This is a genomic window from Hymenobacter siberiensis, from assembly GCF_018967845.1.
GTDB classification, from domain to species: Bacteria; Bacteroidota; Bacteroidia; order Cytophagales; family Hymenobacteraceae; genus Hymenobacter; species Hymenobacter siberiensis.
This window is the reverse complement of the sequence record NZ_JAHLZZ010000003.1, coordinates 1-12,598: the sequence shown is the minus strand read 5'-3', so window position 1 is coordinate 12,598 and position 12,598 is coordinate 1. Positions and strand designations below refer to the sequence as shown.

Genomic DNA, 12,598 nt, shown 5'->3' with positions numbered 1-12,598 from the left:
TGCAAGACTTTACCAAGAAGCAATTGCTTGTTTCGCACGGAACTAGCGGCGGGCCGACGATAAAGATTCGTGCCAATCAAACAAAGGATAATGGATAGCGAAAACCTCCGTTCGGTGAACACTCAGCATCTGGCCGGCACCAGTTGCCAGCAGGCCGCTGCCGGGCCGGGGAAGTTTACGAAACTCGTCTACGACTGAAAGTTTAGGTAACGTGCCGAAGGGATGAGTTTCGTAAACTTTGTTGGAGCACGGTGTAAGCGCCGTTCAGGGGAAATAAAACTTCCCTCAGGCTGCAGCCTGCTTATCGTTCTTCGACAGCAAAGAAAAAAACAAGCTTAGCTCATGGTCGCGCAGATGGGCCAGCCACCGCTCGGCCGCTTCCACACTATACATCTTCGATCAGGTTGAACGCATTTAAACTGGGGCCATTTTAGCCAATACAGCCCTCAGGTACTCATCGTCCCATCCGGCCATTTTTCGTCGATTCTTGGTGCTATTGGCATCCTGAACTTGGTGCAGTGCCAGGGCCATCTTGCGGGCGGTGGCCAGGTTCAGCGGCCCGTTATCGAGGCGGGTGCGTTGCCGGTCCTCGCGAAAGACCACATCGAGTTTCCAATGCAACCGGTTCTCAATTCGCCAGTGCTGGCGCAGTACTTAGAGCCTGCAATTCAATGCTGAGCGAATCGACACGCTGCTGCCACGCTTTTGCCTTGGCTTGGAATATGTCATGTTGAGCAGTGGCACCATGGTAGCCTTGCATCAACTTGTTAGGATTGATGTATGCGATAGCTGGCGCATTATTACAGGAGGCTAATATGACCAAACTAGCTATAAGTCCACTGATTTTAAGTTTATTCATAAAAAGTGTCTAAAGTTCTTTTATTTCAACATTGTCTATGAAGTAGTTACACCCATTTCCTTTTGGATTAGGAGCATTCTTCAACAACTTTTTGTAATCTGAAAATTTAAGCCCTCCCTTAAAGAGGCCAATTGTAATAAACCGCTCTCCTCCTTTTGCAGTAAATTCTGTGCTAACTTGATTCCACCTTATAGTGTCGCGCATTGCCGCGCCTCCAGTTAGCTTAAATGCATTGTCAGCTTTTAAGGAGGCAGTATAGCTGCACTCCTGTTTCAGGCGCCTTGTGGAGATGTCAACGAAAAGATTACCAATACTAAAAGCTGAACCTTCTCCTAGGGAGAGGTTGCAAGAAAATTTATACTTGTGGTTCTGCATAAGAGCATTGTGCAAAATTAAGCGCATATATCCACGAGAACGGAATGTGGTTCTGTCACCCCCTTCCTTGTTATATACAAGTCGAGCATCGTCTATCACATGAAGTGCAGCGTAGGCATTTCCTTCAAATGGATATTGAAAGCCATATGCGTTATACGGCATCGCCTCATTACAACTGGACATGATAAATACTTTGCTCGCAGGGGTTTGCTCCCAGCCAGCACAAAAACTCAAATTCTGTTTTTCATTACAAGGCAAACAATTTTCAAAGCCTTCTGTGAAAAAAAGCTTTTTTTGTTGCCCTAATGATAAAAAACTTAAAAACAAAAAAGGAACGATTGCATATTTATTCATATTCATCAACGCTTTCTAAAGCCCATGGCCATTAATTGTTTTACTACTGCTCCATTCGCTCTTTTTACTGCTATCTGCACAGTTACTCTCGACAGACCAGATATTGAAGCTGTTTAGAAAGTCGGCTTTTGATTAATTTTTCGCAAAAAGATGACGACGAAGGCGAGCCAGTGCCAGGCCAGCCAATTGCCGACGCTGGTTTCGTAGCGCACGAGCAAGGTTTTAAAGCCGTCGAGCCAGGCGTTGGCGTGTTCGACCACGACGCGGCGGCGGTAGAGTTCGGGGTCGAAAAAGGTGTCGTCGTCGGTCTGCCAGTCGGCGGCGCGGCGGTTGCGGGGAATGTTGGCCTCGATATCGCGCCGGGCGCATTCCTGACGAAAGCCTTGGGTGTCAAAGGCTTTGTCGGCGTTCAGAAACAGCCCGGCGACGGGAATATTAGCCGCTTCGAGCGAGGCGCAGATTTCCCCGAACAAGGCGTTGAGCTGGTGGGTGTCGTGGTGGTTGCCCGCCTGCGGGCTGGCGCAGGCCAGCGGTTGTCCCCGGTTATCGGCCAAGAAGAGGGCTGTGGTGGTACGGGCTTTCTTGCGGCCCTGATAGCCGACGGCCTCCCCGCCGTTCTTGGCGGGCGTGTGGCTGCCGTCGAGTTGGACGCTGGAACAGTCGAGATGGCCCCCGTTTTCGCGCAACATTTTGAGCCAGACCCCTTGCCAGGACCCGTCCTTGCGCCACGCATTAAAGCGGGCGTACACGCCCTGCCAGGTCAGCGATGCGCCCGTAAAAAACTGTTTAACAGGCAATAATCGCCATTGACAGCCGCTTTTGAGTTTGTAGAGAATGGCTTCCACCAACTCGGCCGGCTCCACGACCGAGGGGCGGCCATGGGCGGAGAAGGTGAGCGCGGGCAGAATCCATTGGCGAATCATATCTTTGGACAGGACTTCCATTAAAATGCGAAAAAAGGAGTGTTACACCTCAAATTTCGCGCTTTTTTGGGAGTCCTTTGACTTTCTAAACAGCTTCATTATCGTATTTCCACGCCCATCGAGTATTGGCCTTGGTTAAAAGTTTGGTCCAAAAGTCGCATTTGGCAGTTAGCAGACTCTCCTTGTGTACCGGAAAGCCATCAGAAGCGCCTAAACGGCACTTTGATTGGGTAAACCTGTTCCGGGTACCGCCTTTTAGCCAACTTAGGGATTGAGCTAACGATAAGCTAGCTGGTACCCGAAAAGGGCCGTTTTAGTGCCTATTTGCCCGATTTCGAAGCTCGCTCATGGGTCAAATGCGACTTTTGGACCAAACTTTTAACCAAGGCCAATAGTACAGCGTGATTTGTACTCAAAGGCGTTGCCCGCTCTTCTACCCGGCCCCTCCCTATTCTCAAATAAATCGACCGAGGCTGTTGCAGAAGTGCCGATAATAGTTCGAAATAGGCGTGCGCCGGTACACGTAAAGGTGCTAAATGCCTGTTCAAGCGCACGGCGGGCCTACTCCAATCTCCGTAACGCCTGTCTGCTGGCTCAAATCGGACTTCTGAAAGGGGTTCTTCTTCCTAAAGGGCTTAGCGTGTAAAACCGTCCTTTAGGAAGAAGAACCCCTACCTCATCTCCTAAAACGAGCGTTGAGCGGGACGCTTGCTATGTAGATTGACAAACAACCACTTGGGTGCAACTCAAATTGTCGCTATGCCTGCCTGAGTGGGTTGCACCCGCGGCTTTCGTTGGCCAGCCGCAGTACTTCGGCGCGGAAAGCCGCGTAATAATGTGGCCGTTTAGTGGGAGGGGCTTTTTCCATGAGTTTGGGAAGTTACCACCTAACTCTCTCTTATTTTACCCAACCCGCTCACTTTGCCTGAGAAGCATTAATAGTCTGAGTTGGGGCTATTCTTATATGAGTTATGAACCAGCAAAATCAAATAGCCGAAGACAACTGCGCCCACGATCAAAGCGTTGTTAACGACGCCTTCTACCGAAAATGAAAGCTTTATTAAAATAGTGGAAACAACGAATCCCGAGTTTCGGATAATTTTTTGAAAGCTGTTTGAATAAAACAGTGAGAACAATAGGAGTATCACATCAATTATAATTAAAAGAATAAAGAAATCCTCGAAAAATATATTATTAATGTTTTTGAAAGTGGTAAAGTCATCCCAGTGGCTTTGCTGGCTGGCTATAATCCAATTAATGAACGAGTACAGTGCAAGCACTATCACAACAGGAATCAAAACCTTAGCGATGGTTTTTTTCAGTTCTATGAACTTGTTTATTTTAGAACTTTCGTCAAGCGTTCTGGCAGCATCCTCGCCCGTTTGTTTATCTAATTTTTTATAGAATTGCTGAATTAAAAAAAACAGAACCAGTGCAGTTACTAAGTCGTAAGTAAACTGCTGGTCATTTTGCAATTTAAACCAATTGGAAGACATTTCCATATGGCCGATATCTTTAAAAATTCTTCTAATTACGATCAGCGTTATGATTTCGTATTGTTTGCCAATATAATTTGAGATTGATAATGGTAGATAAAAGACCAGTAAGAATACTTCATAAACCAGAATAAAAGAGAAGGGCGTATATACAGCAGATATGGGGTTTTTTGTTAAATTCGAGTTGATATGAATAATGTGCTGACTTACCAAAAAAATAACGAGTAAGTGCAACACAAAACTAATGATTGCGATACATATAATGATTCGCTCCGTTTGTTCTTTAAAATGTTCGGATAAGAAGTTGTCAAATATTTTTTTCATGTATTAAGAGACAGAGAAGCTGTTTAGAAAGTTAGAATGGGGTGTAATTCAAAACTACGCGCTGCCCTTTTCATGATTCATCGGCCCTTGCCTCTGGGCTCCACTAAGGGCATCAGACATCAGTCCGAACTTCTGCTTAGCGGTGGCAGCGCGTAGTTTTGAATTACACCCTTTAGAAAGTCAAAGGACTCCCAAAAAAGCGCGGAATTTCAGGTGTAACACTCCCTTTTTCGCATTTTAATGGAAGTCTTCTCCAAAGATATGATTCGCCAATGGATTCTGCCCGCGCTCCCGTTCTCCGCCCACGGCCGCCCCTCGGTCGTGGAGCCGGTTGAGCTGGTAGAAGTCATTCTCTACAAGCTCAAAAGTGGCTGTCAGTGGCGCTTATTGCCTGTCAAACAGTTTTTTACGGGCGCATCCCTGATCTGGCAGGGCGTGTACGCCCGCTTTAATGCCTGGCGCAAGGACGGGTCCTGGCAAGGGGTCTGGCTCAAAATGTTGCGCGAAAACGGGGGCCATCTCGACTGTTCCAGCGTCCAGTTGGACGGCCGCCACACGCCCGCCAAGAACGGCGGGGAAGCCGTCGGCTACCAGGGCCGCAAGAAAGCCCGCACCACCACGACCCTGTTCCTCTCCGACAACCGGGGCCAGCCCTTGGCCTGCGCCAGCCCGCAGGCGGGCAACCACCACGACACCCACCTGCTCAACGCTTTGTTCGGGGAAATCTGCGCCGCGCTCGAAGCGGCTAATATTCCCGTCGCCGGGCTGTTTCTGAACGCCGACAAAGCCTTTGACACCAAGGTCTTTCGCTAGGAATGCGCCCGGCGCGACATCGAGGCCAACATCCCCCGCAACCGCCGCGCCGCCGACTGGCAGACCGACGACGACACCCTCTTCGACCCCGAGCTCTATCGCCACCGCGTCGTGGTCGAACACGCCAACGCCTGGCTCGACGGCTTCAAAACCTTACTCGTGCGCTACGAAACCAGCGTCAGCAACTGGCTGGCCTGGCACTGGCTCGCCTTCGTTGTTATCTTTTTGCGAAAAATCAACCGAAAACCGACTTCCTAAACAGCTTCAGAGAGTAAATTCAACGGAGTTGTTTAGAAAGTCACAAAAGGTGCTCAAACGGTCATGCTTCGCTGCGCTCTGCATGACCGTCCGGGGACTTTCTAAACAGCTTCAACGTTAAGTTATCGAGTATGTCGATGTTGAATTTCGTAAAAAGAAGGATATCAGTGAACTACTCCTAGAGCGTGAGGACAATCAAAGATTTATCTATTTACCTAAGCCAATCTAGCGTAGCACCAATATGCCAAAAGGCGAGGAAGGAAACGGCGGTTTTTTCGTAGCGGGTGGCTAGGCGGCGGTATTGCTTGAGGCGGCCAAAAAAGCGCTCGACTTTGTTGCGGTCGCGGTAGGTTTCTTCGTCCATTGCCAAGGGTTCTACCCGGTTAGGATGGCTGGGAATGACGGCTTCGATGCCCTTTTCGGTGCAATAGGCGCGGGTCGCGTCGCTGTCGTAAGCCGTGTCGGCCAGCACTTTGCCCGGCTGCAGGTCCGCCAGCAAGGGCAGCGCCTGCGGGCTGTCGCCCGCCTGGCCTTCGGTCGCAATCAGCCGCACGGCGTTGCCCAGCGACTCCACGCAGGCGTGAATTTTGGTGCCGATGCCCCCGCGGCTGCGTCCGAGGCACTCGGTGGCGGCGGTACTTTTTTTTGGCCTGCTGAATGCTGGTGCGCCCGCACGACGGTCGAATCGAGCATGACCCAGTCCAGTTCGGGGGCTTGCAGGGCCTGGAAGGCCCGCTCCCAAACCCCTTTGGTCGCCATACGCCGGAAGCGCTTGCACACGGTGTTGAATTTGCCGAAGCGTTCGGGTAGGTCGGCCCACGGGCAGCCGGTGCGCATTATCCACACGACCGCGTTGAAAAACAAGCGGTTGTCTTTGCCCGTTACCCCGCAATCAGTGGCTTTGCCCGACAAAAGGGGGCTCACCGCCAGCCATTGAGCATCGCTAATCTCATGTCTTCGCATAAATAATTTCTTCGTTATAAACGATTGCCAAAGCAAAGGTAATTGTCCTCACGCTCTAGCCTAAAGGCGTGGGGGCTTCTCCATCAAGTGCGGAGAACTTTCCCTGCTTTATCGGCCTAGCTAATGTCAGTGTCTCCACAGACACAACTCCTCGTTCCGAGGGTGATTCATTCTCAACCAACGCCATCTGCTTGATGTTGGTGGCGGCGTTACGGTTGAGGTGGTCTAGTTAAGCAGGAGAGAATTGGGTGATGTTATTAAGTTGTTGTTGTTGAAATTGATAAGGTTTCTGATAGCCGATGCTGGAGTGGCGCCGCTCGTGGTTGTAATAGTGGTCTCAGTTAAAAGTTTGGTACAAAGGTTAAGCGAGTTGCCCCCAAACAGAGCAGCTCCAGGTCAAAATCCTGCACACAGAGGTTATTAAGCCTGTTTGCTCAGTGAAACGTCCCTATAACTGTACAACTCGGCTGAGTACTTATCATCCGGCGAATCGGGCGGAAAACAGGTCTATTTGGTACAGATGACTTGTTCAGTAATCAAAGTACAGTTAACCCGACAAGCGCGACGATAAAGCGGTACTCTGACTCTGAAAACGGTTGTCTGATAATTATAAGGTCTTGTTTTTCAAATGGTAGTGCCTTGTTAATCTTCTAGCAGCGTGACTGCTGACAAGTTCACCGATTAACATTTGGACCAAACTTTTAACTAAGGCCAATGGTACGCTTTACCTCGTCCCGACATCACGCCCTGGCATCGTTTTCACGTCGCCTGCAAGCGGGCCGCTCCGCTCCGCTTACCGCCAGCTGCTGCCCGCAGACAGCTGATGCCGTAAACAAAAGTGCCCCCATCCTTTGGATGGGGGCACTGCATGCCCCTCCGGGTGGGTCTCCAACGGGAATCGCGCCGGTTACTCCACCGTCAGGCGCAACGCCTTGTTGCCGGTGCGCACCACGTACACGCCCGTGGCTATGCCGGTGGGCAGGGGCAGGGTGGCCGTGCCCGTGGCATCGGCGGTGGCCGAAGCCACGACGCGGCCCACGGCATCGAACACCTGCACCAGCGTGCCGGGCTGCGTGCCGGTGAGCATGGTGCGGGCCGTGGCGGGGTTCGGGTACAGGACCAGGCCCGCAGCGGCCTCGCTCAGGCGCACGCTGTGCACGGGCGAGTAGCTGAAGCTGCCGTCCTGGTCCACCTGCTTGAGGCGGTAGTAGAGCGTGGCAATACCGGCCGGCAGTTGGGCATCGGTCAGGGCGTATTCGCGGGGGGTGGTGCTGGTGCCGGCGGCGGCCACCTTGCCCAAGAGGTCAAAGGCGGTGCCGTCGCCGCTGCGCTCTACGTCAAATCGGGCCGTGTTTTTCTCCGAAGCGGTGCGCCACTGCAGCCGCACGGCGTGGGTCAGGGCCGTGGCCGTGAAGTCGGTCAGTTCGACGGGCAGCGGGTTGGCCGCGTTGCCGAGCGTCCAGACGGAGAAGTCGGCGATGCCCGTCTTGGTCATAACGTTGGCACCGGCCGTGGTGCCGCGCTGCGGAATCCAGGGCGTGCCGCCGCTCACCGACTTGAACAAGGCCAAATTGGCGGTGGGGATGCCGTTGCGCTCGTGGTCGAAGTAAGCAAAGTCCATCGTCACGTTCAGGCCCGTGTTGGTCGTGGGCTGAATGTCGAAGCTACGTAGGATGCTCTGGCTGGTGCCGGCCCCGGCGATGGCCGTGCCGGTGGTGCGCGTCACCAACGTAGCGCCGGGAGCCGTGCTGCCGACGGCCGGCGTCAGGGTCAGGCCCAGTCCAGCGAAGGGCTCGGCGGCACCGGGCACCAGCGTGCGGTTCACCACCGTTTTGCCCAGCACGTAGCTGGTCTCGCTCTCGCTCAGGCTGGCCGCACCCCCCAGGTTCACCTGGTAGCTGCTGGTGGTGGTCAGCGTGCCGCTGCTCAGCGTCAGGCCCGCGTTGATGGTCAGGCTCTGGGCCAGCTGCACGGTGCCGCTGGGCTTATTCACCACCATGGTGTTGAAGCCGCCGCCGTTGCTCAGCGTCTGGGTAGCGGTGCTGCCCACGAACTGCACGGGGCCCGAGAAGGTGGCCGTGCCGTTGTTGGCCAGGTTGCCGCTCACCTGCAGCGCGGTGCCGCCGTTGGCGGTGAAGCTGCCGCCGGCATTGATGGTCAGGTCCTTCGTGGCCAGCGTGCCGGTGGTCAGGATGGGGTAGCGGGGCTGGCCAGTGGGCACCACCACGTTGGTGGCAGCATCGGGCACCTGGCCATAGCTCCAGTTCTGGCAGGCCAGCGGGGTGGTACTCAGGCTGCCGTTCCAGGTGGTGGTGGGCGTGGCGGGCACGGTCACCGTCACCGTGGCCGAAGCCGTGGCGATATTGCCGCCGTTGTCGGTTACGGTCAGGGTTACCGCGTTGGCACCCAGGTTGGCGCAGCTGAAGCTGCTGGGCGACACGCTCAGGCTGCCGGCCAGAGCCGGGCCGCAGTTGGCGGTGCTGCCATTGTTCACGGCCGTGGCCGCAACGGTGGCGTTGCCGTTCACGTCCAGCGTCACGCTGGCGTTCTGGGCGATGGCCACCGGCGGAGCGCAGGTCGCCACCGTGGTGACGTTGGAATAGTCGCCCTGGCCAGTCACCGAGGTTTTATCGGCCCGTACGCGGTAGTAGTAGGTGGTGCTGGCGGCCAGGCCGGTCACGGCTTTGCTGAGCGTGGGGGCAGCCACTGTGAAGGGTGAGCCCGGCGCGGCCGAGGAGAAGTTCACCGCCGTCGACACGTCGAGCAGGTAGTTGGTCACGGTACCGAGGGCCGGGGCCGTCCAGTTGGCCGTGAAGGTGGTATTGGCGATGGCTGTGGCGGCCGTGGCCGTGGGCACCACCAGCGCGTAGCTCTCCACGTAGTTCGACGTGGTGCCGGTGAGGGCGAAGTTGGTGAGCGTGCCGGCGTAAGCGTTGCTGCTCTGGTCGTAGAGGGTGGTCTGGCCTGCGTTGTTGCCGCCCGCCGTGCCCTGGTCAAAGTTCAGGTAGAACTTCAGGCTGCCCGGCACGGCCGAGGCGGTGCTCACCATGTCGGCCTGAATGTTGGCCGGGGTCAGCGCCGCGGTGTAGATGCGCACCTCATCGAGGCGGCCGGTGAGCAGGTTGCCGTAGATCAGCGACTTACCCAGCGTGAGGTTGGCCGAGGCGCTGATGCTGCCGGCGGTGGTGGTGCTGATTTCCAGCGCGCCGTTCACGAACAGCTTCATGGTGCTGCCGTTCCACACGGCCGCCACGTGCGCCCAGCGGTTGGCAGGCAGGGCGGTGGTGCTGGCATCGATGCGCTGCCAGGTGGGGCTGCTGGTGCCGCTGCTCCACACTTCGCTGTGCAGGGTGTTGCCGTTGATATAAAAGTTGTAGTCGCCGTCCTTGCGGATAATCGAATGCGCGCCCGTGCTGCCGTCGTAGTACACCCAGGCTTCGAGCGTGAAGCTGCCGGGGCCCAGGTTGTTCACGGCCGGGGTGCTGCCGAAGGGCACGAAGTCGTCCACGCCGTCAAAGGCCAGGGCGTTGCCGGGCGGCGTGGCCGCGACAGTGGTGAAGGTGGCGGTGCTGGCCGTGCCGCCGGCCGTAGTCACGCTGGTGGTGCCGCTGGCCCCGGCCGTGGTCGGCACCTGGAAGGTGAGGCTGGTGGCGGTGTTGCTCACGAAGCTGGCCGCCGTGGCCGACGCGCCGTTCACGCTCACGCTGGTCACGCTGCCCAGGTTGGTGCCTGTCACGGTCACGGCTTCGCCGCGCACCCCGGGCGTGGGGCTGATGCTGGTGATAGCCGGGGCCTGCGCCTGGTTCAAGCGCACGCTCACCGTGTTACCTTTGAAGTCGGCCGTGAGCAGGTCCAGGTCGCCGTCGCCGTCCATGTCCCCCACCGCCACGCTGCGAGGACCGCTGCCCACGGCGGGGTTGGGGTTGGGGTTGGTGGCAGGGGCCGTGAAGTTGCCCGTCCCGTCGTTGAGCCGCACGCTCACCGTGTTGCTGCCCTGGTTGGCCGTGAGTAGGTCCAGGTCGCCGTCGCCGTCCACGTCCCCCACCGCCACGCTGATAGGATTGGTGCCCACGGCGGGGTCGGCGTTGGTGGCCGGGGCCGTGAAGTTGCCCGTCCCGTCGTTGAGCCGCACGCTCACCGTGGCGTCGCCGGTGTTGGCCGTGAGCAGGTCCAGGTCGCCGTCGCCGTCCACGTCGCCCACCGCCACGTTGATAGGACTGCTGCCCACGGCGGGGTTGGGGTTGGTGGTCGGGGCCGTGAAGTTGCCCGTCCCGTCGTTGAGCCGCACGCTCACCGTGTTATTGTTGAGGTTGGCCGTGAGCAGGTCCAGGTCGCCGTCGCCGTCCATGTCCCCCACCGCCACGCTGACAGGATTGGCGCCCACGGCGGGGTTGGGGTTGGTGGCCGGGGCCGTGAAGTTGCCCGTCCCGTCGTTGAGCCGCACGCTAACCGTGCCGCTGAGGTTGGCCGTGAGCAGGTCCAGGTCGCCGTCGCCGTCCACATCCCCTACCGCCACGCTGTAAGGCTCGGTGCCCACGGCGGGGTTGGGGTTGGTGGCCGGGGCCGTGAAGTTGCCCGTCCCGTCGTTGAGCCGCACGCTAACCGTGTTGCTGCCCTGGTTGGCCGTGAGCAGGTCCAGGTCGCCGTCGCCGTCCACGTCGCCCACCGCCACGCTGGTAGGAAATTTGCCCACGGCGGGGTTGGGGTTGGTGGTCGGGGCCGTGAAGTTGCCCGTCCCGTCGTTGAGCCGCACGCTAACCGTGTTGTCAAATTGGTTGGCCGTGAGCAGGTCCAGGTCGCCGTCGCCGTCCACGTCCCCCACCGCCACGCTGCGAGGCTCGGTGCCCACGGCGGGGTTGGGGTTGGTGGCCGGGGCCATGAAGTAGCCTGTCCCGGTGCCGCCGGTGGCGGTGGTGAACTGGTACACTTGCTTGACGGCCGCCACGCCGCCCGTGCTGCGCACGCTGGCCGGCACGGTCACGAACAGCGTTTCGCCTGGTTTGAAGCCCGCTACTTGCGAGCCCGTGGCTGGCACGGTGGGCGTGAGCGTGGCCGTGGCCCCGCTGGTGTTGGCCGTGGCCGTGCGCCGCCCCCGGTACTGCTGCGAAAACACCCGGATGTTGCCCGACGTCGCCGCATCGAGCGCCGCCGAGAACGTCACGCCCACCGGCGTGGCCAGCGCCGCCGCCCGCGCGTTGCGGGCTGGGCTGGTGCTGCTAATGGTGAAAGGCACCGTGAAACTCGTGATGCTGGCCGCACTCGTGCCGCCGGCCGTGGTCACGGTCAGCGGGCCGGTAATGGCCCCGGCGGGCACCACCACGCCGGTGATGCTCGTGCCGCTTACCACCGTAAAGCCCGTCGTCACCACGTTGCCGCTCGTGCCGCTGAAGGTGATGGCCGTGGCCCCCGTCAGGCCGGTGCCCGTCAGACTAATCGTTGTGCCCGCCGGCCCGCTGCCGGGCGTGAAGCTGGTAATAGCGGGCACCGGTGCCCGGTTCAAGCGCACGCTCACCGTGTTATCGTTGCGGTTGGTCGTGAGCAGGTCCAGGTCGCCGTCGCCGTCCACGTCGCCCACCGCCACGCTGCTAGGACTGCTGCCCACGGCGGGGTTGGGGTTGGTGGCTGGGGCCGTGAAGTTGCCCGTCCCGTCGTTGAGCCGCACGCTCACCGTGTTGCTGCCCTGGTTGGCCGTGAGTAGGTCCAGGTCGCCGTCGCCGTCCACGTCCCCCACCGCCACGCTGATAGGATTGGTGCCCACGGCGGGGTCGGGGTTGGTGGCCGGGGCCGTGAAGTTGCCCGTCCCGTCGTTGAGCCGCACGCTCACCGTGTTATTGTTGAGGTTGGCCGTGAGCAGGTCCAGGTCGCCGTCGCCGTCCACGTCCCCCACCGCCACGCTGACAGGATTGGCGCCCACGGCGGGGTTGGGGTTGGTGGCCGGGGCCGTGAAGTTGCCCGTCCCGTCGTTGAGCCGCACGCTAACCGTGCTGCTGCCGTAGTTGGCCGTGAGCAGGTCCAGGTCGCCGTCGCCGTCCACGTCCCCCACCGCCACGCTGCGAGGACTGGTGCCCACGGCGGGGTTGGGGTTGGTGGCCGGGGCCGTGAAGTTGCCCGTCCCGTCGTTGAGCCGCACGCTCACCGTGTTGCTGCCCTGGTTGGCCGTGAGCAGGTCCAGGTCGCCGTCGCCGTCCACGTCGCCCACCGCCACGCTGACAGGACTGCTGCCCACGGCGGGG

8 protein-coding genes and 1 pseudogene are annotated in these 12,598 nt (G+C 58.1%); 2 read left to right on the top strand and 7 right to left on the bottom strand.

The window, feature by feature from the left end:
- Positions 1–414 precede the first annotated feature (414 nt).
- The 5 genes from KQ661_RS21385 to KQ661_RS21365 all read right to left on the bottom strand — a co-directional run bounded on the left by KQ661_RS21385 (position 415) and on the right by KQ661_RS21365 (position 4,331).
- Positions 415–603 (bottom strand): hypothetical protein, encoded by a 189-nt coding sequence (locus KQ661_RS21385; RefSeq protein ID WP_216727041.1) that lies wholly within the window; start codon positions 601–603, stop codon positions 415–417.
- A 25-nt stretch (positions 604–628) separates the two neighbouring features.
- Positions 629–859 (bottom strand): OmpH family outer membrane protein, encoded by a 231-nt coding sequence (locus KQ661_RS21380; protein ID WP_216727040.1) that lies wholly within the window; start codon positions 857–859, stop codon positions 629–631.
- Positions 860–868: 9 nt separating this feature from the next.
- A complete protein-coding gene (locus KQ661_RS21375) occupies positions 869–1,588 on the bottom strand; it encodes a hypothetical protein (RefSeq protein WP_216690978.1) in 720 nt (239 codons plus the stop codon).
- Between the two features lie 113 nt (positions 1,589–1,701).
- Entirely contained in the window at positions 1,702–2,532 is an 831-nt protein-coding gene (locus KQ661_RS21370) for an IS5 family transposase (protein WP_216728089.1), read from the bottom strand.
- A 914-nt stretch (positions 2,533–3,446) separates the two neighbouring features.
- Positions 3,447–4,331 carry a hypothetical protein gene (locus KQ661_RS21365; protein ID WP_216690977.1) on the bottom strand — a complete coding sequence of 295 codons (885 nt, stop codon included), beginning with the start codon at positions 4,329–4,331 and terminating at the stop codon, positions 3,447–3,449.
- Between the two features lie 240 nt (positions 4,332–4,571).
- Between KQ661_RS21365 and KQ661_RS21360 the strand changes: the two genes are divergently transcribed.
- Complete coding sequence (locus tag KQ661_RS21360; RefSeq protein WP_226915977.1) at positions 4,572–5,144, top strand: transposase; 573 nt, start codon at positions 4,572–4,574, stop codon at positions 5,142–5,144.
- Positions 5,145–5,162: 18 nt separating this feature from the next.
- On the top strand, positions 5,163–5,402 hold the full coding sequence (locus KQ661_RS23225) for a transposase (protein WP_394369657.1): 240 nt from the start codon (positions 5,163–5,165) through the stop codon (positions 5,400–5,402).
- A 211-nt stretch (positions 5,403–5,613) separates the two neighbouring features.
- Here KQ661_RS23225 and KQ661_RS21355 read toward each other — a convergent pair.
- Both KQ661_RS21355 and KQ661_RS21350 read right to left on the bottom strand, forming a co-directional pair.
- Positions 5,614–6,338 (bottom strand): annotated as a pseudogene (locus KQ661_RS21355) (IS5 family transposase); the annotation flags it as partial.
- A 934-nt stretch (positions 6,339–7,272) separates the two neighbouring features.
- Positions 7,273–12,598: FG-GAP-like repeat-containing protein (locus KQ661_RS21350; RefSeq protein ID WP_216728088.1), on the bottom strand; the 5,326-nt coding region annotated here is incomplete at its 5' end.

Coding starts and splice junctions, on each gene's coding strand:
- KQ661_RS21380 (WP_216727040.1), bottom strand. CDS start 859: ATGAATAAACTTAAAATCAGTGGACTTATAGCTAGTTTGGTCATATTA.
- KQ661_RS21375 (WP_216690978.1), bottom strand. CDS start 1,588: ATGAATAAATATGCAATCGTTCCTTTTTTGTTTTTAAGTTTTTTATCA.
- KQ661_RS21370 (WP_216728089.1), bottom strand. CDS start 2,532: ATGGAAGTCCTGTCCAAAGATATGATTCGCCAATGGATTCTGCCCGCG.
- KQ661_RS21365 (WP_216690977.1), bottom strand. CDS start 4,331: ATGAAAAAAATATTTGACAACTTCTTATCCGAACATTTTAAAGAACAA.
- KQ661_RS21360 (WP_226915977.1), top strand. CDS start 4,572: ATGGAAGTCTTCTCCAAAGATATGATTCGCCAATGGATTCTGCCCGCG.